The following is a 22,841-nucleotide window of genomic DNA, read 5'->3' on the forward strand; positions in this document are numbered from 1 at the left end:
CCATGACCGCTGTAGAAGGTTTTATCCCCGCGTCCTGTAGCGCCGTATGGAACAACCCACGCCTGGCGCAGGCCATGGAGCATCTCACGCTGCCTGCCTGGCCGCCCGACGTGAGCGCGATCGCCAGTCCTGCGTCGACACGCTCCCAACTCAAAGCCGCCACGTTTACGCCGCGAATCCCCCGAGAAGGGGCGATCGCCGGAAGCTTTGGCGTGGACTGGTATCACCGGGTGCATGTTCTGCCTGAGCGCATTGACCTGGGCAGCGTGGCTTCGGTGCAGATGCGTGAGATTGAAGTCTGGAATGCGTACCTTCAAAGTCACGTTCTGAGTGATGTTGAACGTGAGACGTCTGAAGGCGTGACCTTGGCGGGACCAGCATCGACGCCTACCGTTTTCGGCGCTCTGGAAGCGCGACGTTATACGCTATCGGTATCTCCCAACGGTCCACCCCAGATGGATGCGTTGTTTAAGTTCCTGTTCGCACAGGATTCGCCAACGCTGCGGGTGATTGGACGACGCATCGTGGGCTGGACGCTGCCGCCAGACTGGTCTGAACCAGTAATTGAACGCTTGGAGTGGCTCACTGATGTAATGCGTTCCCAGTCAGGCGTTGAACAACGGGTGCGTTTGCGGGCGCAGCCGAGGCGAAGTCTGGAATATCGAATTCTGACTGGGACGGACCGGTCCCGCGTGCTGATGGAGAACCTGCTCATATCCTGGCAGGCGCGAGTTTATGGTCTGCCCTGGTGGACAGACGCGGTGGCGTCGGCGATGGCGATTCCCGCCGGGACGCGAACGCTCCCTGTGGACGCCACACACCGTGACTTCGCCGTGGGTGGGCTGCTGGGAGTGATGTATGACCTGCGCGCGGAGTTTGCGGAAATCGAGTCTGTGGAACCTCATCAGCTGACTCTTAAACGGCCACTGGAACGAACATGGCCTGTTGGCTCCCGTATTGCCCCAGTGTGTCTGGCGCGAGTGCGCAACGACCAGAGTCTGACGTATGTGACCGACGTCATCGTTGCGGCCAAGACTCAGTTTCGTCTGGAGGAGGAAGGTTCTCTGACGGCGCTGCCGGAAGGGGATGACTACCTGGGCTATCCGGTGCTGCTCACGCCTCCGGACTGGCGCGAGGATCTCGATGGCGGTGTGGGGCGTGATTGGCGTGAACTGGATTACCTGACTGGGCGTCGGGTGATTGATGACCTCAGTGGTGTGGATCGCCGCCGCCGTGCGCATCGCTGGTTGTTGGTCGGGCGCGCCGCCATTTCTGATTTCCGCCGCTGGCTGGCGGCCAGGGTTGGGCGTTTGAAGCCCTTCTGGCTGCCCAGTTTCCAATCCGATCTCGTGGTGGTCGCGCCGGTTGGCGCCCAGGATACGTCCCTGACGGTGGAGAATCGGGGCTACGCGACTGGGCCCGCCGCCGCGGTGGGACGTCGCGATTTACTGCTTCACACCGTTTCCGGAACCCGTTTTTATCGACGTATCCTCGGGGCCTCGGAAATGAACGCTGCGAGTGAGCAAATTTCCATGGAATCCCCCCTTGGCTCGGCCATGGCGACGACGGATTTTTTACGGATCTCCTTCCTCACCCTGGTGCGGTTGGACGCCGACGCGGTGGAAATCACCCATCATACCGATGCGTTGGCGGAAGTCACCCTGTCCCTTGTTACCCTTAGAGATGATGTATGAGTTACGCAGAACGCGAAGTGTCGATGGATGCCGCCAGTCCGGTTGAGTTATATGAGTTTCGGCGCGGAACGCGTGCCTGGCGCTACACCAGTACGGCCCAGGATGAAGCGTATAACGCCATGGTTTATTTCGCCATCGCCATTAAACGCGGTCCCATCGAGCGCAGCGCGCAAAGCGGACGCGCAGGCTTTCGCGTCACCCTGCCTCGGGATGTGGCGGTGGCTCAAGCGTTTATTTCCACGCCGCCCTCTGAAGTGACGTTGTTGACCGTATACCGACGGCATCGGGATGACTCGGAGACGGTTCCCGTGTGGATGGGACGGGTGCTGAATGCGGAATGGCGCGGCTCTGAAGTGGAGTTCAATTGCGAGCCTGTCTATACCAGTTTGCAGCGAACAGGCTTGCGTCGTCTGTATCAACGCAATTGTCCTCATGCGCTTTATGGCGCGGCCTGCGGCGCCAGTCCCACGGCGCATCGCATCAAGGGGAACGTGATGGCGCAGGAAGGCCCCGTCATTCGCGTCGCCGCAGCGGCCGACTATGCGGACGGCTATTTCGCGGGAGGATTCGCCACCTGGTCAGCCGAGGGATTGACGGAAAAGCGCATGATCATCGGCCAGAGTGGCGACGCGATCACGCTATCCACTGCGCCGCCGGGTCTTCGCGTTGGCGCAGCGGTGATGTTGTACCCAGGCTGCGATCACACGTTGACGACCTGTGACGCCAAGTTTGGCAACAGTCTGAATTACGGCGGCTTTCCCTTTATTCCCTCCAAGAATCCCTTCGGCGGCAGCCCAATTTACTGAGGACCTTTCATGCCTTGGATGCAAATCGTTGTGTGGATTGTCGCCACACTGGTTCAGTACGCGCTGGCGCCCAAGCCGCCGCAACCGCCGGCGGCGGAGTTAAAGGACCTAGACGCGCCCACCGCCGACGAGGGGCGTCCCATTCCCGTGGTGTTTGGGACAGTGCTGGTGCGTAGCGCCAATGTGGTCTGGTATGGAGATCTGCGCACCACGCCCATCAAATCCAAAGGCGGTAAGAAATGACGTCGTTGACGGTCACCCACGCCGATATGCGGGCGTTGGGCTATTGCAATCGCGGCGGCCGCGCCTGGTTCGCTCGCCATGGGTTGGACTGGTCCCGGTTTTTGGAAGCGGGAGTGCCGGCGCGGACATTGCTGGCCACCGGCGACGTCATGGCCCAAGCGGTTGTGGCTCAGGCGCGAATACGCCAAGACGAGGAACAGGATGGGCGGTAGCAGTAAGTCGGTCACCGTTGGGTATCGCTACTACCTCGGGATGCATTTGGCGATCTGCCACGGCCCGGTGGACGCCCTCACCGAAATTCAGGTCGGCGATCGCCAAGCCTGGAAAGGCGACCTCAAAAGTAGTGGACGACTTCAGCTCAACGAGAAAGAGTTGTTTGGCGGCGACAAGCGTGAGGGCGGCGTCTATGGCTCCGTGGATGCGGCGTTTGGGGAAGAGACGCAACAACCCAATGACTACCTTAAAGCCGTCCAGGGAGATCCTCAGCCCGCTTATCGCGGATTGTTCAGCCTCATTCTCAGGCAGGTCTGCCTCGCCGCCAACAATCCCTATATCAAACCCTGGGCGGTGCGGGTGAAGCGTTGCTTTAGGGCCTGGTATCCCGACAAGGCGGAAATCGATGGCGCCGCCAACCCCGCCCATATCCTTTACGAGTGTCTGACCAATTCCGTATGGGGCATGGGATATCCCGCCATCAGTCTGGATGACGGTGGTTTTCGGGCGGCGGCTGATGCGTTGTATCAGGAAGGCTTTGGGTTAAGCCTGATCTGGTCGCAGCAAAGTAAAATCGAGCAGTTTGTGAAAGAGGTGCTGGATCATATTGGCGGCGTTCTGACGACCTCTCCCACCAATGGGCGCTTTGTGCTGAAGCTGGTGCGGGCCAACTATACGCAGTCAGCCTTACCGGTTTTTGGTCCGAACACTGTGATCGAACTGGAGAGCTTTCAGCGAGCGGCCTGGGGAGAAACCACCAACGAGCTGGTGCTGATCTACACCCATCCCGAGAGTTTCAAGGAAACCAGTGTGACGGTGCAGGACCTGGCCAATATCCAGGCCCAGGGCGCAGTGGTGTCCCAGACCCGGCGCTATCCCGGCATTACATCGGATGTGCTGGCGTCCCGAGTGGCCATGCGCGACTTAACCGCCGTCTCCACACCTCTGGCGAAGGTCCGTCTCAAGGTAAACCGCAATGGATGGCGGCTGGCTCCGGGAGATGTGTTTATCCTCACCTGGCCGGCATTAGGCATTGAGTCACTGGTGTTACGCATCGCCGCCATCGACGGCGGAACCCTGACCCAGGGCGCGATTCATATTGAAGCGGTTGAAGACGTGTTTGGCTTACCCGCGGCCAGTTATACCTCCGCTCAGCCAACGGGATGGAGCGATCCCGTTCCCACGCCTGCGGCGGCTTCGCACCGGCTCCTCATGGAGGCTCCCTACTGGGATCTGGTCCGCGCTATGACGCCTGCGGAATTGGCGTACCTGGACGCATCGGACTGCTACCTGCAGGCGCTAGCGGCCAGACCTGCGCCCGGCGCACTCAATTATGAGCTGCACAGTAAATCGCATACCGCTCCCAATTATCAACGGCGAGAGCAGGGCGAGTTTTGTCCTACCGCAGTTCTCGTCGAGCCCCTTGGGCCGCAAGTGGAGAGCATCGTGATGGTGAAGGATGAGCGCGACCTTGACCTGGTGGAAGTGGGCGGCTACGCCTATTTGAACGACGAGGTTGTCGCGGTAACGGCGATCGACCTATCCGCGCGCAGTCTCACACTGTTACGCGGTGTGCTCGACACCGTGCCGACGTCGCATGAGGCTGGCGACCGGCTTTGGTTCGCAGAGGGATTTCAAGGGACGGACTCCACTGATTACGCTGCTGGGGAAAAAGTCGACGCGCGGCTGCTGACGACGACCGGAAAAGGGACCCTTCCGCTAAACTCGGCGCCCACCGACAGCATTGTCATGGGGCGGCGCCAGAATCGGCCATATCCCCCTGGCAACCTGAAAATCAATGGCAAGGCGTATCCAAAGGCCATGAGTGGCGATCTGTCGCTGACTTGGTCCCACCGGGATCGGCTGAGCCAGACCGTGGACCTGGCGCCGCAAAGCCGTGGCGATATCGGTCCGGAGCCTGGGGTGACCTACCACCTTCATGTGTATGGCGAGAACGGAAAGTTACTGCGGACCTACGCCAATTTAACCGGAACCGCGCAGCGTTACCCGCTGGCGCAAGAGATGGTCGACGCAGGGATGGAGCGCCCCAATGGACGTCTACGCTTTGAACTGGAGGCGACGCGCGGCGGTCTCGCCAGCTGGCGAAAACACAACCTCAGCATCGATCGCGCTGGTTACGGACTACATTATGATCACTATTATGGAGGGCTTTGATGCCTGCACACACCGACCCCAATTTGGGCCTGCACTATGGCTGGAGCTCCGGCGAATCCGGCTGGGCCGCGGGGATGGACGCCAACCTTAAACGCCTGGGCGCGCTGGTGGGCTTATCCGTGAAGGGACGACACCTGAGCGCTCCGCCTGCAACGGCACAGGACGGCGATCGTTATCTGATTCCCGTCAATGCGACCGGGGAATGGAAGAACAAGGCCGGACAGGTCGCCGTCCGTATTCAAAACGCCTGGGACTATTACACGCCTAAAACTGGCTGGCTGTGCTTTGTGGAAGAGGAAGCCAGGCTTTGCGCTTATACCGGAACGGATTGGAGCGGCGGCGTCTCGCTCTGACGCCTACGGCGTTCCATCCCTTTTAAGAAAACGATCTAAACATTCTTTGGAGTCCCCCTAATGACGGAGACGAATCTCTCTGTGCCCGAAGACATCCTGCTGTTGCGGCGGGAAGAACTGGACGAACTACTCGATCATGCGGCGGAAAAAGGCGCCTTGCGCGTGCTATCTCATCTTGGCTTGGAGAACGGTCATGCCGCTCGCGACATCAGAGAACTACGAGACTTGCTTGAAGCTTGGCGCGATGCTCGACGCACCGCCTGGCGCACGCTGGTGAAAGCCATGACGACCGGGCTGCTGGCGGCGCTTTTGGTGGGCGCCGCGATTAAACTCAAACTGTTCCAATCCTGATCACAAGGAGATTGAGATGATCGAGGCGATGATGATCCGGGATGAAATTCACTTGGGGTGTATTCTCAGTACGCTGACAGTGAAAGGAGCGACGTTTCAGATCCTTGAGCGGCCCTGGCTGGATAACCGGCCGAAGGTGAGCTGCATTCCTGCGGGCGTCTATGAAGCGACCTTTATGGAGCGCTCCAGCAGCGGCAAATACAGGAATGTGTATTGGCTGCGGGATGTGCCAAATCGCACAGGCATTCTGATTCACCACGGCAATGTGGTTGCCGATACCCGGGGATGCCTGCTGATCGGCGACCGTCGAGGCTGGCTCGCTGGCGAGCGGGCGGTGCTTAACTCCCGCTCAGCGCTTCGGGTATTCGTTGAACTGCTGAATCGGGAGCCAATGCGACTGGCCATCCAGGGAGAACAGTGATGCTGGAAGGACTGCTGGCGCTGTTTTCCTCGTCAGGGTTAGGCGCATTGGTGGGCATGTTTGGGAGTTGGTTAACCAAACGAGAAGAACGCAAGGATCAGCAATTCCGGCTCACCTATGAGCTGAAAATGGCCACGCTTCGCAAACAGGAAGCGGAGCTTCAGTACAACCATGAACTGGCGCTGGCGGACAAACAGATTCTGCGGGCGGATACGGAAGGGAGAATAAACCGAGATATCGCGGAGACTGCTGCGTTCAAGGATGGGCTTAAAGAGCAGAGTCAAACTTATGGTATGTGGTTTGTGGACGCTATCCGGGGCCTGATGCGACCGCTGATTACTGTCTATCTGCTTATTCTGGCGACGTTTGTCACACTAAATATTAGCCGCCATCTCGGTGGTGTTGGCGCGCTAAGCCCGGTCGATTTAATGGTCCTGTACAAAGAGGCCATCGCGCAGCTGTTATTTCTGACAACGACGGCCGTCACTTGGTGGTTTGGGTCAAGGCCGAGTAGTTTGCGGAAGTAATAAGTAGATAAAAAGTTTGGCAAGTGAAAAAAGTGGAGGTTAAAACCGAAAAAGCTTCCGCATCTCAGCTTCAGCTTTAGTTTGTAAGCCGAGCTGCTCGTATTTCCTGACATTTTCAATCATTTTTTTGGCTCTCTCTATCTCGTTATTTGTTTTGAGAGAGTAATTGAAACTTACACTAAGGTTATCAAATATATTTAAAAATACATCTTTTATACATGTGCACCCAAAAAATGAGAGGTCGCAAACCCACTTCTCCATTAGGAATGAATCGAAAATATATCCGCTGCGCACATTCCAAAGTTTAAATAGTCTAATTGCAGGCTTAATGAGATAGTTGTTATGTTTGTTTTTTGTGGAAAGTTTAGCATTAAAATCATTAGGGGTTGTTTTAATCCAGTTATCTGTATTTTTAGGGATTTGATATTCTCCAAGAAAATTGATGGTTGCTGGTACTATATCAAACTTAATATGATTTAGCTCTAGAACAATGGTGGGGCTGGATTGATATATTTGAGATGTGCTGTAACGATCTTGCACAAATCTTTTTAGTTGGTTTAGGTAAGTCATGGGTTTGAAGTCGCTGTTATTAAAAACGACCATGTAATCAATATCAGAGTGCTCGTCCATTGATCTAGGGAGAATGGTCTCTCGTGTGGATGAGCCGAATTGGAATTCCTCTTTTATTTCTCCGTTATTGAAATATTGCGAAGCCCGTGTTTCTAATGTATTGATAGATGTTGCAATTGAAGATTTTTCATCGGAAGAAAGAACTGCGCTATTTGCCAAGGCTACCAAGAAACCAAGTACTGACATCGCTCTACTTACCCTTGTCAACTTTATGCGTGGATTCACCTTGATCTATCCCTCGCCGGGCAACAACAAATGCTCTTCGAGGTATACTGGGGCCTTTCTGTATCAGTTCATTACGAGTTTTCGCAAGAGCTTTCAATCTAACTATCAGTTCTTCTATTTGATTGGTTTGAAGTGACTCTACTTCCCGAAAGAGGCGTGTATCATTCCGAAGGGCCAGAAACTGACCAGCAGCAGTTCGATGAAGGGATGCGCGCTCGTTAGGTTTAAGGAATGTCATAAGCCCGGTTAAAAGCGAAGCTATTAGTGCACAAATTCCCGTTATTTCAGGCCAGTTTTTTGCTACTGTCGCTGCCGCGATTGCGCTTAGAATAGTTGCGGGTATTCCTAGCCAGTAGTTACATTTCATCCACATTTCTTCAGCATTGTAGTGGCTTTTACTGGTGAGTGTTGCGTCCTCCTCTATACGCTCAGCCTCACGGGTTAATGCTACAATCCCGAATTTTTTCTGGAAAGGCTCACCATTACTCATTGAATGCTCGCTAGTGCTTGGTTGTATTACTGTGCATGGAAGCTCATAATTAATGCCGTGTTGTATCTGTGTTTTTAAATAATAGCCTGTATTCCTGTGGGCACAACAGTCTCTATAAACTGTCAATCTTTGCAGTGGATTTAAAAGCGAGGCAATCTACAGGTCGTATAAGACGGAATTTAGTAACTATCTCATAACATTATGGACGCCTCTGCCCCCGCCAGATCCACCGAAACCAAAACAGACCACATGCCAGTTATTTAGCATAAGGAGAGTGTATCAAGTTTTTGCTCGAGTTCCCGCAGCATCAATAGGCCTAAAGGCTTCATACTTCCAATGCGTGAAGATGGCTGTTAAGAGAAATAAAATTGCTGCACGCCCCTTTTAGTTCACTAGAGGCATGATCCCAAAAAATAACATCAACTTGATAACCATCTTGAATTAACTGGCGAACAGGAGGCACATAGTCTGCGTCGCCCGCAACCAACGTAATCACGTCTCGCTGGGGGGATGCATTCTTATACGCGTCTCGCAGCATGGCTGAAACCAAGCCTGTATCAATTTTTTTCTCTTTATTCGCTACGTTCCGATCCTCTATGATCACCTCAAACCCAGCGCTCTCCGCTATCTTCCAAAGGCTGTCATTCTTTGGTGGACGTGAGCCAAACAGTAGCGCCCTACCAATTTTAGAGGGGTCGTTACCAGCAGCAAATAAATGAAGTTTACCAAAGTCAAGACGGTAAGAGTTGTCCAAGACGTTGTTTCTCACAGCTTCCCAAATGTCCAAGGCTAAGCCGTTTTGCACAGCCGCCACTCTCTTTCCTTCAATAAAGATATTCGAGTTGTCAACGTAAACGAATTCCGACATATAGTCCTCCTCCTTGCTCTGTAATGGGGGGAGCCGTCACGGCAAGCTTCTCAAAGATAGTCCACCTAACGGATAAATCAATGGAACGCGGGGAACTTGCTCATATTCGTCCTTGTGTTGAAGAGGGAAAAGGCGTGACAGAGGCGCATCGCGCCGACATAATCGCCGTTTTGTTTCCTTCTTGATTAATGACCGATTGGATGTCGACGCATGCCCCCGAAGAAGAGTAAATCAACGCTCTCCCACCCCTTGTTCAACTGGGTGGAGCAATTGGATGAATTAACGAACGCACTTTCCGCCGAGGGCGCGGATAATTTAAAGGATCACCAACTACGCAAGGTCAGAAAGTCGCTCTTTGATATTACGGGGCGAATTACGGAGACCATTGGACGCATCGATCCGGTCAGGCAGCCCAATTCGGTTTTTGACCCCAGCGCTCCGGATGTCATGGGGCGCATGGTGGCCATGGCTTTGTTGTCCCAACCGAGGATGAGATTGGAGGATAAGGCCCGCTTTTATGGTTCGGGAGTTTATGCCCTATATTATCGAGGAGAATTTGAGCCTTACGCTCCCATATCGAGGAAGGATCACCCCATTTATGTTGGTAAGGCCGATCCGGATTTCGCGAACGCGCGTACGCCAATCGAGCAGGGAGAGAAGCTGGACCGGAGGTTGAAGGAGCACTTCAAAAGCATTTCCAAAGCCAGTAACTTGTCCGTGGATGATTTCGAATGTCGATTCCTTGTGGTGGTGAGCGGATGGCAGGAGGCTGCGGAGCGATATCTGATATCGCTTTACAAACCTGTATGGAACAAGGAAACGAAAATTTGCTATGGGATAGGCAAACACGGGGACTCGGCGAGCACTCGAAGCAACAAGCGCTCGCCGTGGGACACGCTTCACTCGGGAAGGTCGTGGGCGGGGGAGACAACCCACGATCAATTATCGGAAGAGGATATTAGAAACCTGTTGGCCACTCATTTCGCGCAATACCCACCCTATGACACGCGAGAGGAAGCGATGGACCGCTTCCTTGAGGATATGTGCCAGCATTGATTAGATGTGTTCTCGCAGGGCCGCCGCCACGGAAGCGGCGACGGTCTCGGCCAGTTTGACCGGAACCGCGTTACCCAACTGGCGCATCGTCTCCGTCCACGAGCCATTGAACAGGTAGTGATCGGGGAAGGTTTGTAGCCTGGCCGCCTCCCTGACCGTGAAGTAACGCACCGTTCCGTCGTACCGCGCCAGCATGTTTTCTCCTCCCGGCACGCCGTGATCTCCAGCCTTCAATGTTTTGGCCGGCTCGTCCCACGGACTTCCAGTATGACCGGGATAGGATCGCGCGCCAGGGTTATGAGAATGGTTGGGTATGTTGTTGTCGGGAAATTCTTCAGGGTCGGGAAGGTCGCATATCGCATCCCTCACTGTCACCCAAGGCTGATGGTTTTCCTCGAATAGGCCGCGTCGTCTGAGTTTGTCGATTCGGGCTGCGAGGCGCGCGGGCATTTCTGGACGATCGGCAATGGCAATTCCATGCCTTTCCCAATAATCCCCCGTTATCCACTTCGAAACCAACAGGGCTTCCTCCGAGTGGGTTTCGTCAGGAAAGTTCCACTCTATGCCAAGATCGGAGCGGAATCCCACGATGAAGACGCGTTCCCTCTTCTGCGGCACGCCATAATTCGCGGCATTCAGCAAACGGAATACAACATTATAGGTTACACCGCGGGCCCGACGACCCGAGGTGTGTCGCCGTTCAAGTCGAGACAGGTGATCGACCCACTTCTCGTTCCTCTTGCGCACAAGCTCTGGGTAGGTCAATTGAAGGATCACATACTCGAAATATTCGGCGAAGTTTTGCCGAAGCAATCCTTTCACGTTCTCGAAGATGAATGCCTTTGGCTTCAACTCCCTGACCGCCCGCACCGCCTCGGGAAACATGTCTCTATCGTCGAGAAAGCCTTGGTGCTTGCCTCCCAAAGAGAATGGTTGACAGGGCGGACCTCCCGAGACAACCACGACATCATCGCCCAAACCGCCATAGTCGAACTCCCGCGCATCGCCCTGGTATGGCTGTGGCCAGTTCGCCACGACATCCACACCCTTCGCCATATTGAGCCTGACGGTTTCACAGGCGTCCGCATTCCATTCGACGATAGCCGAATGTTTGAAGCCCGCTTGACTCATACCTATGGCTAAACCACCCGCGCCTGCGAATAGCTCTATTGAACTCATTGCCTTCTACCCCAAAAATTCTTTTATTCGTTCCCTTAAACCACTTTCCCTTATTTCGCACTCCCATATCACCAGACAAGACCAGCCCATCTCTTCAAGCTTTTTCAACGTCTGAAGATCCCGCTCCCGGTTCGCATTGAGTTTAGCCTCCCAAAAATCAACTCGCGATTTGGGAACTCGGGCTAGCGAACATCCAGGATGACGATGCCAAAAGCACCCATGGACAAAGATTATTTTTCCGCGTCCCGGAAAAACGAGGTCCGGACGTCCGGGAAGGTCCTTCCGGTGGAGGCGATATCTATACCCTAGGGAGTGGACCATCTTTCTCACGGCCATCTCCGGAGAGGTATCCTTTGACCTGACCCTGCCCATGATTTCAGATCGCCGAGACGGCGTGACCGAGTCCACCATGTCGCTAGTCCTTTTTCTCTCCCGTGCGTCGTCCCCTATTTAAGCGCGCGTAGTAATAGCACCGTTCCGGCGCCATTACAACTCTGGCGGGGAAGCCTTTCAAGTTAAGAAATATACCCCTGGGTGAAGCCCCTATTGTTAAAAAGTCAACCGGTGAATAGGATACTTTTTTGCCAAATAAGGAGGTTTCCGGATGTCGGTAAATGCCCACGAGCATATGTTCCATTCAACGAAAATAACACAGCTGGTCAGGGAGGCGATGACATTCCTGCAAAGAACTCCCCTGTACGATCTACCGCCAAACTCGAACTTTCTAGGCGCCGGGGTATACGCCCTTTATTATCAAGGCTCCCACTCCAGCTACCAGTTGGAGCGCGAAAGAGGCGCGCCTCTTTATGTGGGGAAAGCCGTTCCGACCGGTTGGAGAACAGGAGCCGAATCAAGCGTCACTGAGCCCAAATTGAAAAAGAGGCTGAGTTCGCACGCGAGAAGCATCAAGCAGGCTTCGAACTTGGACCTTTCGGATTTCAAATGCCGCTTCATGATCATGTCCGGAGAATCGTCCTCGTTGATTTCCGTGGTCGAGTCCCATTTGATAAGGGAGTGGCGCCCAGTTTGGAACACCACGATATTTGGATTCGGAAACAACGATCCGGGGAAGGGAAGGTATGAGCAGGCTAAGTCGGATTGGGATCGGCTTCACCCAGGGCGACCCTGGGCTGAAAATCTTGGCGGAGAGTAGATTGCGCTACTTTTACGGGGTCCTTTAAGGACCCTTAAGCCGCATATGTTACTTAAAACAAAGTAAGCTGACGTTGGTTTGTATGTTGGGGAGCCTCTCCTGGCACAAATTTTGGCAACTTAGCACTTGAGTTGCTTTTTTGTAATGCCTCGATTTTATCCCGCATATTATTGCAAAACGGATGAGTGGGCTTCATATTAGCAGATTCTGTTATTTTAACTTTTGAGTATTTTTCAAAATGATGGTCATACTGCTTACCTTGGCGAAGATCTATTAATCCCCCACAAATCGCACACCTTACAGAGCTTTCAACTAAACTGTTTATATTAACTTTATTTTTTTGAGACTTTCGAATAGTTCTGCCTGGATGGGCGTCAGACTTCGGAGGTGTAAAATCAAACTCTTTCTTTATAAGCTCACTGACCGCCGGATATGATTTATCTCTGTTTCCCACTAAAATTGTTAAAGTGGTGTTTAGAGTTTGGGAGATATCTTTTGTTGATTTGAACGTTCCCCCTTTTCTGGATGCGACGCTAGTGATTTGAGATTTGAATGTCGTTAGTATTCGTTCAAATCGTTCTCTCACGCTGCTATACAATATCTTCCTATCACGGATCTCTTGGTCAGTTCCAGAGAATAACCAGTACACAAATGCATATAATAAGTTTCTAGAATATACGCCTTGATGGTTGTAGGTGTATATAAGAGGCACTATGCCCAAAGACTTCGGGTTAGTGTTTTCTCCAATAAGCTGTGACAGTCTGTCGAGTACCACGCGAAAAATCTCATTCGCCTGTGTTATTATTGTTCGTGTTCCAGATGTACAATGCTTCGAGAGTAACTCCAACTTTAACTCATCTGTGGATAGTAATAAGTTTTCAGATATTAGAGCTACGAGTTCAAGCCCGTCTTCATATCTATCGCTTGGTTTTGATATAACCAAAGGCTGGTTAAAGTCTAATATTTCACCATTGTAAGGGGGGCGAAATAAAATATTATGTATCGACTCGGCATACTTTGGAAATTCGTCAACATAAATGTTAAGCTCCTCTTCTATTTCACCCTCAGGCCAGAAGTGGCCCGACCGTCCTGAGCTAACTATACTGGAAACGACTCTGCCATATGGGCCATTTCTATGCTCAATCAACATTTGCTCAAAAGAACCTAGCCTTTCACCGCTTCTATTTATTTGTAAGAATGAGCGTTCCGCTTCTTGATATGTCCCTTTGACCCATTGGGTCACCAAAGTTAAACCATCAGTGATGCTTGAGTAAAAATTCGCTCGTTGAAATGCCCAAGAAGACATCTCCTTCCTGGGAGCTTTTGACTCATTAACCAAATGTCGAAGCTGTTGGTGAAAAGATTTGAAGTCTTCATATGATCCAACTTCCGAGTTTACAATCTGTCGGACTTGTTCTGCGGCAGACACAATTTCAGCTTTGTGTAGCTCATTGTAATACGCGATGTTTTTGTCCCCCCAGTCATCAAGCATCCATGCCCTTAAAACTGACAGTCTGTGCGCGCCATCTATTACATAGATCAAGGTTGACTCATTACTCTTCCAGACAATAATTCCTGGAACAACATCCCCATTGAGTATTGACTTGAGTAACGCGACGCATCCCTCTGGTGACCAAGAGTTTGTTTCTCGCTGGAAGTCGGGCTTCCGTAATCTTGTGAACCAATCGACAGCGATATCACTGAGTCGGATGTCCGATTGCTTATAGGTATCTTCCATAAGCCCCTGTCTATTCTTGTCAACATACCTGAAATTGTCTCGCGGTATCAAATGATCTAAGTAAACTTTGGCCATATCCATTCCTGCGCGTAGGTTACCCAGGGATAGTATCATTAATTTTTATGGTTGGGGATAATAGCTACAGCAATCAGAATAAAGGGTAGCCGCCCAGAAATGGATACACAAATCCCCACTGCTTTTTGGCGAATATGGGCGCAGTAGCGAACTAGTTGCTTTAAGTTAGCTTGGATTCGAAGCAATAAGTGTCGCATAACCTTCCGAGATGTATCGCAGCAGTACAAGGGCGGTAATATTTCGACCGACGAAGAGGCGAGCGATGCACAAGGGGAATCCTCCGGGTTTTATAGAACAGGGGCGAACTCGTGCCGCGACGGAGTTCGGTCAGATCAGACCCGAAGTGGAAGTTTGCTCAATGGTAATTTGCAGTGAAAATGTGTGTCTTGTGATCGCTACGAAACAACGAATGAGTTAATTAGGAAGCCAAGAATGGGACGTCGCTATAGGAAAAACAGCTCTAACATATCAATCATTTCTGACGCTACTCATGTTGGCGCTAGATTGCCCTGGTGGGGCGCGCTTTTAATGGGGGCGATATTATTTGTGTCCCTCTACTTCATAATGCCTTTTTGGCTTGTTTCAAAGCTTGAGGCAATGTCAGGCAATATCTACCAACCCATGTTACAAGCGGTGTTCGGAAAAAGAATCCATTGGTTTGAGTGGGCGGGAATTGCTTGCGGTCTTGTCGGGCTCTACTACGGGGTTCGGAATTATACACTGCTCAGCCGGCCAAGCTATCAAGAGAGAAATGCGATTGGCTTTTTCGCGCGTTTTATTAGTCGGCTGATAGATTAGTTGTCGCTTTGTGAATTGGCTTCGAGTTCTGACAGGAGTTCTTCCGCCACATCCCACGGCAATCGCCGGCCAGAGCTGCGCATTCTGTCTAGCGCCGCTCTGGCTACAGCCACAGTGATACGCTCTTCGCGAACCATTTCTAGAATAAGCCAAATCGTGCCTTTGACGTCGATTTGCTCTGTTTCTGCCGCCTGCCTCAATGCGGCGTCGCCAGTTAATAGTGGACACTTCTCGGCTTCGGCCAAGGCTAGTGCGAACAAGTCATTACGCCCTGGTCTTGCATACCTTTGGGCCAGCGTCTCCATTCGTCTGACCCCTTGTTCCGATAACGAACGAATTTGTAGTCCTAGGTCTAGCAAATGGGCATGCTGTTCCTCCAACTCCTCGTAATAGAGAATGTCAGGGACGAGGAATTTGTAGCCAAGACTAAACATTGGCGCAGCTAGGTCGCCAACCTCAATGTCAATCAAGATGTTGGCGTCGCTAATTAAAAACTGCATTGCCGCTTTCCATGAAGCGAACACGTTGGAACTGATGTAGCGACAAATTCATAAGTTCCGCCGCTTTCGATTCACCAATGTACTCTTCGGCAAGCGCGTGAAATACCAATTGCTCGAAAACATGTGCTTGCTCGGAAGGGTAATCAAGTCCTGGCTCCTTCAGATGCCACCCCTTGGAGTAGAATAACTTGGCTTGCTCTTCCCGATAGGCGTGAGAAATGATGCCAACATCTCGGGCCCGATAAAGGATGCCTGCCATTGATAAGCCAAACTCTTCTTTAAGCAACCCTAACTCCTTGAGCTCTATGGCGTTTCGGCGCTGACCTAGCTCTTGTAGCACAGAATTGCGGGGAAACAAGAAAGCACCGGCAAAGCGGTTGCTGGCGAGCTCTTCATTCAGACCTTCCGTGAGACGGCCTTCCAACATAAGGTGCCCCAGTTCATGCGCTAGCGTAAAACGCTGACGATCTCCTGGCCAATGACGGCCTACAACAACGATGGGCATGTCATTAACCCGAGCGGCGAGGCCATCAAACTTGTTCTCGCCATCCGTGTCGATTTTGAACACGCGAATGCCGTTAGTTTCCAGAACATCGATCAGATCGGGAATCGGATCGTATCCCAACTCCCAAGCGTCCCGAACAGTCTCGGCAATGCTTTCTATTTGCTCCATTGTGTCGACCTGTCCAGGTAGTTCTGCTACTGGAGCAAACGTTTTGACCGGTGGCTGAGGAAAAAGATTTTCCAGCTCAATCCGACGCTCAATCTGGTCAATGACTTTGTGTGTAATAGCCTTCAGTTGTTTCTTTGGGAGGGTCCCTCGTTTGCGGTATTCAATATTTTCAAGCTCTACAGCTTCTGGTCGAAAGAAATATTCTGTGCGTACATTTAAGGCTCGCGATAGTTTAATGAGAATATCGCTTGAAGGCATGGTTGTACCATCCTCGTACTTTTTGATAGCAGCATGGGATACCTCAACACGCGCTCCTAGCTCGCGCAGGGATAACCCGGCTGCCTTGCGAGCTCGTTTGAGTCGAATGCTGAACATTGCTGTCCTCTCTTATCCTGATGGAGTTATTGTAAAGGTTTACAAAAATCATTGATTTACGATGAAGTGTAAACTTCTTCCATTACCAACTCAAGGAGAAGGCAATTAGTCGCTAGAGATTCAGAAATTCTGTATATCCCGGCGATGTCTATAATTTATCCATTGAAGCGTCAGTAAGTGTCGCTCTCCCGCTTAGTCTTAACAAGTTGATGTTCTCCTCTCCTAATGATGTTTAGCTAAAAATGCATTTGACATTGTGTTTAATGACAACTTATATTGTATATTCTTTGTTCGACTAAGGAGACTTCTAATCAGGTTCAAAATTTATTAATATGCCGCTCGCTAAATGGAAACAGTGCTCAAACATTGAAAAATCGAGCTATTAAAGCCCGAATCATGTCTTTGAGTATCTGAGAGAAAAAGAGACGGCAGGGACGCTATCGAAACATTCACTCCTTATTCTCCCTGCTTTCTTTTCTTCTTCAATCTGAAATGCAACTTTAGTTGCTTAGTGGTTTATCTGCTTAATACCCAGTTCAACCACCAAGCACAATCATTGCTATCGCCTTTATTAACATGAAGTTTTATTGAGGAAGCTATGCTCAGGAACAAGCATATATGGAAATGGTTCGCCCCGCTGGTTATGACGACGGGAGTGGCCCTGGCTGATAACGGTCAAATAGAAAACACCTTTCTCGCTGCGGCGGATACCGGCAACACTGCGATATCCGGCGAGCAAATAGACGAGTTCACCGGCGACGTCAGATGGTCCGTGAAAGAGTTTACCTTGCCAGGACAAGGCGGCATGGATATCGATATTTATCGATCCTATAACCTTTCCGATCATGGCTGGGAAATATTAGGAAAGTGGACCATTGACGTCCCTCGCTTGTCTTATGTAATCAGCTCCTGGAGCGAGTGTAGAGATCATGGAGACAAGGGGCAGCATTGCTGGGGAGAGAATGAGGTCAGCGGCATTACCTTGGAGATCCCAGGTAGCAAGGCGGTGCCATTGGTTATCAAAGATGGCAAGCTATTGTCTGTGCGTGGCGTTGTTGGCTGGAAAGGCGAAATAAACGGACTGGATGTCACGGCGTATTCCCCGGATGGAAAGACCTATGTATTCAACCAGAACCAGAGCGCTGACGGGAATAATAAGTACGATGCAAGCGGCCAGCTTATGGCCTATGCCTCGTCTGTCACTGACGCTTACGGCAACTGGATCAAATACCAATATCACCGGAAGGTTTCCTCCAACTTCGTGAGGAATGGGCATTGCGCGAAGTCTCCCTTAACCAAAGCGGAGAGAGAAAGCTGCGAAGGTAGCACTATTGCAGCGAAAGAACACGTATTCCCCAAACAGATAACCACCAATGACGGACGGCGCGTTGACTTCAACTATGGAGAAGAGACCCAGGAGCATGTAATTTCAAGCTGGAGTTTTGGCATGAATCATTCGGTGGGGATGGTTCCTTATCTGAAGGAAATTGTCGTCCATGAATCAACGGGAAATCGCGTCTGGAAGTATGACCACTATTTCAAGGAAGTGATGGGCAAGCAGGTCCATGACGGACTGAAAACCGTGACGCTTCCTGATAATACGACCTGGAGTTTCACCTATACGGATAAGAAAGGCCTGAAGCTTCACGCCCTCACTACGCCAACCGGCGCGACGATTACCTATGACTATGAGGCGATCTCCACCACCCACCACCCCAAGGGCGTGGGCCAATACTCCCTTTCAAAAAGAACATTAAAAGGAACGGAATTAAAAGAGTCCGTCACCACATTCAGTTATGCCGATGTGTGGTTTGATAATGATCGTTTTTGGAAAACGGTCAGCGTTTCCCCTTCCGCCAAGACTGAACAAGTATTCTGGCATACCAATAATGGTATCAGCGATGATCGTAAAGCCAGAGAGGGGCAGTTGCATTCGGCCAAGGTATACGAACCTGCGGGCGGAGATCCCCTGCGCACAATTGAATTCACCTACGACACCTGGGGGAAGGTGGGTCGATTCTATGGCGAGAATACGAATATCAAAAACTTGTACGCCATCAAGAACGCCACACCATTGATGCTGAGCAAAGTGGTTGTGGACGGGAAGTATGTGACCCAGTACGCGGATTTCACCAGCTACTATCAGCCCCAAACCATAACGGAAGTGACCGGCGGAAAAAGTCGAGTCACCCGTAAAACCTACCTGAACCAGCAATGGGAATCCACTTCGAAGCCACAGCTAATTGGATTCCCACTCCAGATTAAAGTCGAAGGCGACAACGGGGAGTCTTGGATAAACAGCATTTCTTACAACGAGAAAGGCCGGGTAGAGTCCACGACTATTAATGGGATTACTGAAAGCTACGCCTACCATGAGTCCGGCGACCTTCATAAAAAGCAATATACCAACATAATGGGAACGCAACGGATTCACTACTTGAACTATTTTCGAGGCGTTCCGACCTTGGAGGAGTACCCATCATCCGGCTCCATCAGCAGAGAAGTAAATCCAAGCGGCACTGTTCAGTGGGAGGAGGACCAGGAAGGAAACCGAACTTACTATGAATACGATGGCCTAAATCGCGTAACGAAGGTCAGTCCGCCAAGCGTTGCATCGACTTACTACGCCTACGAAGCCAATAAGGTGGCTGAAGCAAGGGAAGGCACGCTGTATCGCAAAGAGACCGCGCTTGACGGATTAGGACGCCCCTATCTTACCAAGCTTGAAGGCGCTGGCGTCACCCCCTCTTATACCCGCACCGAGTATGACGCAGCGGGTCGCACGGTTTTTACTTCGTATCCTTCTTACAACAGCGCCGAAGATCAAGGCGTTCGTAAAGTTTATGACGCCTTAAACCGGATTCTTACCGAAACCACGACAGTGGACAATAGCGTCACCCAATACTGTTATGGCCCGGCCTGCGCCAGCGATCTGACGGGTTACGGGTTTGACTACGCCACGACTGTCACCGATGCGAAAGGGTATAAAACTGCCCATCTAATGGAAGGATACGGCTCACCAGAAAAAACCTGGGGTCGCTATGTTGTGCAGGATATTTCTGGTAGTGACAGGCAGGTAACCACGATTAGTCGTAATAAAGTGGGAGATATCACGTCGGTTAATCAGGGCGGCGTGACACGCAGTTATGGCTATTACGAGGGTACTCACACGCTGAAAACGATTAATGAGCCTGAACGAAATGTAGTCACGCTCGATTATGACCAAGCAGGCAATCTTTATACCAGAGAGGTGAAAGGTGTGGGATATACCCACTACCGTTATGACGAACTAAACCGCCTTGCGTCGGTGGACTATCCAGTGGGTTATGATGTTTCCTATAGTTATTACAAGAACGGACTTTTAAAGAACCTGAAAAAGGGAATGACCCAGTGGGAGTATCAATATACGCCAGAGGGGAGTCTTGACTCAGAGACTCTTACTTTGTCCGCAGCAGGCGAAAAGATATTTACATTGGATTATGACTATGACCCCGCAGGGTTCCTGAGAGAAATCAAGTACCCCAACAATTTCACGGTCACCTATGATGTAAACGACCTGGGACAAATAACTAACATCGGGACGCCTATAGGAAATATTGTTAGCAATGTCAGCTATCACCCATCTGGAACCCCAAGCAGTTACCACTATGGCAATGGCCAAGTCATAGCCCAAACGCTAAATGAGCGGCGATTTGTGAGTCATACCACCAGCGCCAAAGGCGGAGTGGTCGCCAGCAACCTGAGCTACGGTTTCGATGCATTGGGCAACATTACTTCCATCACCAATTACGTTGATAGTAATCAGTCTGTCTCAGGGCTGACCTATGACGGTTTGGGGCGTATCAAAACAGCCAATGGCGCGTGGGGGGCTGGCAGCTTTACCTATGACCACAAAGATAATCTGATTTCCAAGAGCCTGGGTAATTTGGGATCAATCGGCTATGTATACGATGCCAGCTCCAACCGACTGAAAAGTACGACTGGGATACCCTACGAGTTCAAATATGATGGCTATGGCAATGTAGTCAATAATGGACGCTTCGTCATGACCTACGATCATTCAGGGGATATGTTGAGTATTACTACTAATAGCAATCCGTTGGTTAGCGTTCCCCAAATAGATATTGATTATGAATATGACGGCAACGGTTTAAGAGTGTTGGAAATTCATGATGATAAAGGAATATATCAGGTGCACTCCAAGTTAGGTTCTTTGTTATACGAAGAAGATATGGTGAACCAGGTCGCAACCAACTTTGTAATGTTTGACGGAAAGGTTGTAGCAGAAGTTGAACAGGACATTGAAACACCGTCCTCAGTCTCCCCAACTTCAGTGCTCGTGAGGCCAGAAGTCTTTATTGGTTCGACAATAGGTTATAGTCGTTCTGTCATGGCCTATGGTTCAATCTCTAGTGATTCTATTGAATCTGGCGCTGGTGCTTTGCAGCTTGTTGGCTTCTCAATTTATGGGCCAGTAATAGACCTTCCGCACAGGATGGTGCTTAGCTTTAGCGGGGTTGTTGACCAGGGAGCATTCGACAAGGTGACTCTGTTTTCAATGGACTACCCATTTTCAGATGCAGTCAGGTCCGTGGATACATATCAAGGAAAAGTCAAAACCTCCTTTAGATGGGAAATAAGCAGCGATAGGCATTCAGAAGTGGCTTCTAAAACCGAGTGGCCAGCCACCATCTACCCAAACTAAGGCCAAGGATACAGAAAGGTAAAAGACATGGATTTTAGGAAGTTTATTTCACTATCCGCTCTGTTGTTAATGCTGCTCTCGTCCCTTTCGAGCGCGGCTATACGTGTCAAATATTTACACCACGATAATCTCGGATCGCCGGTCGCGGCCACAGATGAGGGCGGCAACGTCATCTGGCGTGAAACCTATGCCCCGTTCGGAGAGAAAGTGGTCAAGTCAGGCGCCGCCGCTGACGAAAGGGTTGGCTACACCGGCAAACTGCACGACAACGATACCGGGCTGACGTACCTGAACGCGCGTTATTACGATCCCGTGGTGGGGCGGTTTATGGCGGTTGACCCCGTGGATATTATGGACGGTGGCACATCTCACTTTAATCGATATTCATACGCTTATAATAACCCTTTTAGATATATTGATCCGAATGGTGAGTTTGGGATTGATTATAATACCGGTAATAGACTGAATGGATCGTTTAGTCGAAGTGAATATGACGAATTAAGTAGAGAGATGAGTGATCCAAGCAAAGTCAAAAATGAATATGCATTTAGGTACGGATGGAAGTACTTTCCTGGTCATTTCGAAGAGATATGGGATCAGTATAAATTTGATATAATTGTTGCCAGCTCAAAGCCTGATCCTCGAGCTAGAATGTCATCTATGGCTGGACTAATTGGCGTAATAGCCATAGAAACGGCTTTGGCTGAATATGCTAAGGCAAAGGGGCATCACATACACGCCAAGTCTGGGTTTAAGGGGCATGTCAATTATGACCCGAAGATGGGCTTCTCAATTAGTCCACAAGCTATGGATAAACTCGGAATATCCCACAAAAAGGCGACTTCGTATCAAAGAGCAGCATTTACAGAGTTAGCTAAAAGCGGAAGGCCAAATACTCTGCGAGAGCACACAAGAATTGCTGTTAGAGCGCTGATGGAAGCTGGGGCCTCACGTGAGCTTGCAAGAAGCATTACCGCGAGATCTTTGTTAAACTTGAGGTCGCAAGGGGTGAGGGCTCCAACACAAATACCTTGGAATAATAAGTAGGCTTTATCTTAATAATTATATATTGAGGAATGATAATGGATATTTCAAATCTTGATAGTTTTGGTGAGATGCTGATTAAATCCGTAAGAGATTATACCATTCGGCAACAGTTACAAAGCTTGTCTGGCGGGTATAAGGATGATCAATCTGTTGATAAGTTTAAGAAATATAGTTTGTTGAGTGACGAGGCTAAACAGTTTGTGGGTTCTCTTATTAATGATGTTGTTGACTCAACAATTCACAACCTCCTCTATATGTTAGAGCAAAATGAAGATGTGGATTTTATTTTGACTCAAGATCAAGACGAGGTCAGGTCAAAAGACATAACTGATGGCCTATGCGGAGAATTGTATAGCGAAGATGGTTGGATTGAAAAATACAGCGATTTTGACCCAAGTGTAAAAGTTAACCTCTAGCCGGTTGTAAGGGATAGCCTGGATTTTATTCTGGGCTGCCCTTTCTCTCCTGAAGTGGCAAGCAGTACCATGCAGATACCTGTAATGCTTGTAGCTGCCATTATCAACAAGGTTTGCTCCCGTTTTCACT

The 22,841-nt window shown here is 50.5% G+C and carries 23 protein-coding genes; 15 read left to right on the forward strand and 8 right to left on the reverse strand.

Translation table 11 applies throughout. The annotated features are described in order from the left end of the window. Positions 1-2 precede the first annotated feature (2 nt). From AC2IBB_RS00825 to AC2IBB_RS00865, 9 genes are read left to right on the forward strand one after another with little or no spacing between them, the layout of a single operon-like run. A complete protein-coding gene (locus AC2IBB_RS00825; RefSeq protein WP_486331032.1) occupies positions 3-1,694 on the forward strand; it encodes a hypothetical protein in 1,692 nt (563 codons plus the stop codon). Then, positions 1,691-2,500, forward strand: coding sequence for a phage BR0599 family protein (locus AC2IBB_RS00830; RefSeq protein ID WP_486331033.1), 810 nt, complete (start codon positions 1,691-1,693; stop codon positions 2,498-2,500). The genes AC2IBB_RS00825 and AC2IBB_RS00830 overlap by 4 nt, the downstream gene beginning before the upstream one ends. A 9-nt stretch (positions 2,501-2,509) precedes the next feature. Then, the gene (locus AC2IBB_RS00835; RefSeq protein ID WP_011399368.1) at positions 2,510-2,743 is read left to right on the forward strand and encodes a hypothetical protein; all 234 of its coding nucleotides are present in this window, start codon (positions 2,510-2,512) and stop codon (positions 2,741-2,743) included. Beyond that, positions 2,740-2,955 carry a hypothetical protein gene (locus AC2IBB_RS00840; protein ID WP_486331034.1) on the forward strand — a complete coding sequence of 72 codons (216 nt, stop codon included), beginning with the start codon at positions 2,740-2,742 and terminating at the stop codon, positions 2,953-2,955. Before AC2IBB_RS00835 ends, AC2IBB_RS00840 begins: the two co-directional genes overlap by 4 nt. Continuing rightward, the gene (locus AC2IBB_RS00845) at positions 2,945-5,131 is read left to right on the forward strand and encodes a phage tail protein (RefSeq protein ID WP_486331035.1); all 2,187 of its coding nucleotides are present in this window, start codon (positions 2,945-2,947) and stop codon (positions 5,129-5,131) included. Before AC2IBB_RS00840 ends, AC2IBB_RS00845 begins: the two co-directional genes overlap by 11 nt. Next, positions 5,131-5,484 (forward strand): DUF2793 domain-containing protein, encoded by a 354-nt coding sequence (locus AC2IBB_RS00850; RefSeq protein ID WP_305902351.1) that lies wholly within the window; start codon positions 5,131-5,133, stop codon positions 5,482-5,484. The genes AC2IBB_RS00845 and AC2IBB_RS00850 overlap by 1 nt, the downstream gene beginning before the upstream one ends. Positions 5,485-5,544: 60 nt before the next feature. Next, on the forward strand, positions 5,545-5,835 hold the full coding sequence (locus AC2IBB_RS00855; protein WP_486329993.1) for a DUF6127 family protein: 291 nt from the start codon (positions 5,545-5,547) through the stop codon (positions 5,833-5,835). Between the two features lie 16 nt (positions 5,836-5,851). Then, entirely contained in the window at positions 5,852-6,256 is a 405-nt protein-coding gene (locus tag AC2IBB_RS00860; protein ID WP_486331036.1) for a DUF5675 family protein, read from the forward strand. Further along, positions 6,256-6,783, forward strand: a complete 528-nt coding sequence (locus AC2IBB_RS00865) for a hypothetical protein (protein ID WP_486331037.1) — start codon at positions 6,256-6,258, stop codon at positions 6,781-6,783. The genes AC2IBB_RS00860 and AC2IBB_RS00865 overlap by 1 nt, the downstream gene beginning before the upstream one ends. Before the next feature lie 39 nt (positions 6,784-6,822). Here the strand turns inward: AC2IBB_RS00865 and AC2IBB_RS00870 are convergent, their stop codons facing one another. The 3 genes from AC2IBB_RS00870 to AC2IBB_RS00880 form a co-directional block, all read right to left on the reverse strand. Further along, on the reverse strand, positions 6,823-7,599 hold the full coding sequence (locus AC2IBB_RS00870; protein WP_486331038.1) for an SMODS domain-containing nucleotidyltransferase: 777 nt from the start codon (positions 7,597-7,599) through the stop codon (positions 6,823-6,825). 4 nt (positions 7,600-7,603) lie between these two features. Continuing rightward, positions 7,604-8,128: an SLATT domain-containing protein gene (locus AC2IBB_RS00875; protein ID WP_486331039.1), complete on the reverse strand. Its 525-nt coding sequence runs from the start codon at positions 8,126-8,128 to the stop codon at positions 7,604-7,606. 325 nt (positions 8,129-8,453) lie between these two features. After that, on the reverse strand, positions 8,454-8,996 hold the full coding sequence (locus tag AC2IBB_RS00880) for an NYN domain-containing protein (RefSeq protein WP_486331040.1): 543 nt from the start codon (positions 8,994-8,996) through the stop codon (positions 8,454-8,456). Between the two features lie 210 nt (positions 8,997-9,206). Here AC2IBB_RS00880 and AC2IBB_RS00885 point away from each other — a divergent pair, with 210 nt between their 5' ends. Continuing rightward, positions 9,207-10,052, forward strand: coding sequence for an Eco29kI family restriction endonuclease (locus tag AC2IBB_RS00885; RefSeq protein WP_486331041.1), 846 nt, complete (start codon positions 9,207-9,209; stop codon positions 10,050-10,052). Here the strand turns inward: AC2IBB_RS00885 and AC2IBB_RS00890 are convergent, their stop codons facing one another. Both AC2IBB_RS00890 and AC2IBB_RS00895 read right to left on the reverse strand, forming a co-directional pair. Continuing rightward, on the reverse strand, positions 10,053-11,231 hold the full coding sequence (locus tag AC2IBB_RS00890) for a DNA cytosine methyltransferase (protein ID WP_486331042.1): 1,179 nt from the start codon (positions 11,229-11,231) through the stop codon (positions 10,053-10,055). Positions 11,232-11,237: 6 nt separating this feature from the next. After that, complete coding sequence (locus AC2IBB_RS00895) at positions 11,238-11,642, reverse strand: very short patch repair endonuclease (RefSeq protein ID WP_305902340.1); 405 nt, start codon at positions 11,640-11,642, stop codon at positions 11,238-11,240. Positions 11,643-11,835: 193 nt separating this feature from the next. Between AC2IBB_RS00895 and AC2IBB_RS00900 the strand changes: the two genes are divergently transcribed. After that, positions 11,836-12,384, forward strand: coding sequence for an Eco29kI family restriction endonuclease (locus AC2IBB_RS00900; protein ID WP_486331043.1), 549 nt, complete (start codon positions 11,836-11,838; stop codon positions 12,382-12,384). 52 nt (positions 12,385-12,436) lie between these two features. Here the strand turns inward: AC2IBB_RS00900 and AC2IBB_RS00905 are convergent, their stop codons facing one another. Further along, positions 12,437-14,122 (reverse strand): DUF262 domain-containing protein, encoded by a 1,686-nt coding sequence (locus AC2IBB_RS00905; protein ID WP_486331044.1) that lies wholly within the window; start codon positions 14,120-14,122, stop codon positions 12,437-12,439. A gap of 507 nt (positions 14,123-14,629) precedes the next feature. Between AC2IBB_RS00905 and AC2IBB_RS00910 the strand changes: the two genes are divergently transcribed. Next, complete coding sequence (locus AC2IBB_RS00910; RefSeq protein ID WP_305902336.1) at positions 14,630-14,995, forward strand: hypothetical protein; 366 nt, start codon at positions 14,630-14,632, stop codon at positions 14,993-14,995. Here the strand turns inward: AC2IBB_RS00910 and AC2IBB_RS00915 are convergent. Both AC2IBB_RS00915 and AC2IBB_RS00920 read right to left on the reverse strand, forming a co-directional pair. Next, the gene (locus tag AC2IBB_RS00915) at positions 14,992-15,495 is read right to left on the reverse strand and encodes a PIN domain-containing protein (RefSeq protein ID WP_305902335.1); all 504 of its coding nucleotides are present in this window, start codon (positions 15,493-15,495) and stop codon (positions 14,992-14,994) included. The genes AC2IBB_RS00910 and AC2IBB_RS00915 overlap by 4 nt on opposite strands. Then, positions 15,479-16,543 (reverse strand): helix-turn-helix domain-containing protein, encoded by a 1,065-nt coding sequence (locus AC2IBB_RS00920; protein ID WP_305902334.1) that lies wholly within the window; start codon positions 16,541-16,543, stop codon positions 15,479-15,481. Before AC2IBB_RS00920 ends, AC2IBB_RS00915 begins: the two co-directional genes overlap by 17 nt. 598 nt (positions 16,544-17,141) lie before the next feature. Here AC2IBB_RS00920 and AC2IBB_RS00925 point away from each other — a divergent pair. The 3 genes from AC2IBB_RS00925 to AC2IBB_RS00935 are packed head-to-tail and all read left to right on the forward strand — an operon-like array spanning position 17,142 to position 22,711. Beyond that, entirely contained in the window at positions 17,142-21,248 is a 4,107-nt protein-coding gene (locus AC2IBB_RS00925; RefSeq protein ID WP_486331045.1) for an RHS repeat domain-containing protein, read from the forward strand. A gap of 27 nt (positions 21,249-21,275) precedes the next feature. Further along, positions 21,276-22,295 (forward strand): RHS repeat domain-containing protein, encoded by a 1,020-nt coding sequence (locus AC2IBB_RS00930; RefSeq protein ID WP_486331046.1) that lies wholly within the window; start codon positions 21,276-21,278, stop codon positions 22,293-22,295. A 35-nt stretch (positions 22,296-22,330) separates the two neighbouring features. After that, positions 22,331-22,711, forward strand: coding sequence for a hypothetical protein (locus AC2IBB_RS00935; RefSeq protein WP_486331047.1), 381 nt, complete (start codon positions 22,331-22,333; stop codon positions 22,709-22,711). The last annotated feature ends 130 nt before the right edge of the window (positions 22,712-22,841 follow it).

Source organism: Hahella sp. NS-SX17 (assembly GCF_057367735.1).

Coding starts and splice junctions, on each gene's coding strand:
- AC2IBB_RS00920 (WP_305902334.1), bottom strand. CDS start 16,543: ATGTTCAGCATTCGACTCAAACGAGCTCGCAAGGCAGCCGGGTTATCC.
- AC2IBB_RS00925 (WP_486331045.1), top strand. CDS start 17,142: ATGCTCAGGAACAAGCATATATGGAAATGGTTCGCCCCGCTGGTTATG.
- AC2IBB_RS00860 (WP_486331036.1), top strand. CDS start 5,852: ATGATCGAGGCGATGATGATCCGGGATGAAATTCACTTGGGGTGTATT.
- AC2IBB_RS00865 (WP_486331037.1), top strand. CDS start 6,256: ATGCTGGAAGGACTGCTGGCGCTGTTTTCCTCGTCAGGGTTAGGCGCA.
- AC2IBB_RS00915 (WP_305902335.1), bottom strand. CDS start 15,495: ATGCAGTTTTTAATTAGCGACGCCAACATCTTGATTGACATTGAGGTT.
- AC2IBB_RS00885 (WP_486331041.1), top strand. CDS start 9,207: ATGCCCCCGAAGAAGAGTAAATCAACGCTCTCCCACCCCTTGTTCAAC.
- AC2IBB_RS00930 (WP_486331046.1), top strand. CDS start 21,276: ATGGATTTTAGGAAGTTTATTTCACTATCCGCTCTGTTGTTAATGCTG.
- AC2IBB_RS00830 (WP_486331033.1), top strand. CDS start 1,691: ATGAGTTACGCAGAACGCGAAGTGTCGATGGATGCCGCCAGTCCGGTT.
- AC2IBB_RS00825 (WP_486331032.1), top strand. CDS start 3: ATGACCGCTGTAGAAGGTTTTATCCCCGCGTCCTGTAGCGCCGTATGG.
- AC2IBB_RS00850 (WP_305902351.1), top strand. CDS start 5,131: ATGCCTGCACACACCGACCCCAATTTGGGCCTGCACTATGGCTGGAGC.
- AC2IBB_RS00880 (WP_486331040.1), bottom strand. CDS start 8,996: ATGTCGGAATTCGTTTACGTTGACAACTCGAATATCTTTATTGAAGGA.
- AC2IBB_RS00855 (WP_486329993.1), top strand. CDS start 5,545: ATGACGGAGACGAATCTCTCTGTGCCCGAAGACATCCTGCTGTTGCGG.
- AC2IBB_RS00835 (WP_011399368.1), top strand. CDS start 2,510: ATGCCTTGGATGCAAATCGTTGTGTGGATTGTCGCCACACTGGTTCAG.
- AC2IBB_RS00900 (WP_486331043.1), top strand. CDS start 11,836: ATGTCGGTAAATGCCCACGAGCATATGTTCCATTCAACGAAAATAACA.
- AC2IBB_RS00890 (WP_486331042.1), bottom strand. CDS start 11,231: ATGAGTTCAATAGAGCTATTCGCAGGCGCGGGTGGTTTAGCCATAGGT.
- AC2IBB_RS00905 (WP_486331044.1), bottom strand. CDS start 14,122: ATGGAAGATACCTATAAGCAATCGGACATCCGACTCAGTGATATCGCT.
- AC2IBB_RS00845 (WP_486331035.1), top strand. CDS start 2,945: ATGGGCGGTAGCAGTAAGTCGGTCACCGTTGGGTATCGCTACTACCTC.
- AC2IBB_RS00870 (WP_486331038.1), bottom strand. CDS start 7,599: ATGTCAGTACTTGGTTTCTTGGTAGCCTTGGCAAATAGCGCAGTTCTT.
- AC2IBB_RS00875 (WP_486331039.1), bottom strand. CDS start 8,128: ATGAGTAATGGTGAGCCTTTCCAGAAAAAATTCGGGATTGTAGCATTA.
- AC2IBB_RS00935 (WP_486331047.1), top strand. CDS start 22,331: ATGGATATTTCAAATCTTGATAGTTTTGGTGAGATGCTGATTAAATCC.
- AC2IBB_RS00895 (WP_305902340.1), bottom strand. CDS start 11,642: ATGGTGGACTCGGTCACGCCGTCTCGGCGATCTGAAATCATGGGCAGG.
- AC2IBB_RS00910 (WP_305902336.1), top strand. CDS start 14,630: ATGGGACGTCGCTATAGGAAAAACAGCTCTAACATATCAATCATTTCT.
- AC2IBB_RS00840 (WP_486331034.1), top strand. CDS start 2,740: ATGACGTCGTTGACGGTCACCCACGCCGATATGCGGGCGTTGGGCTAT.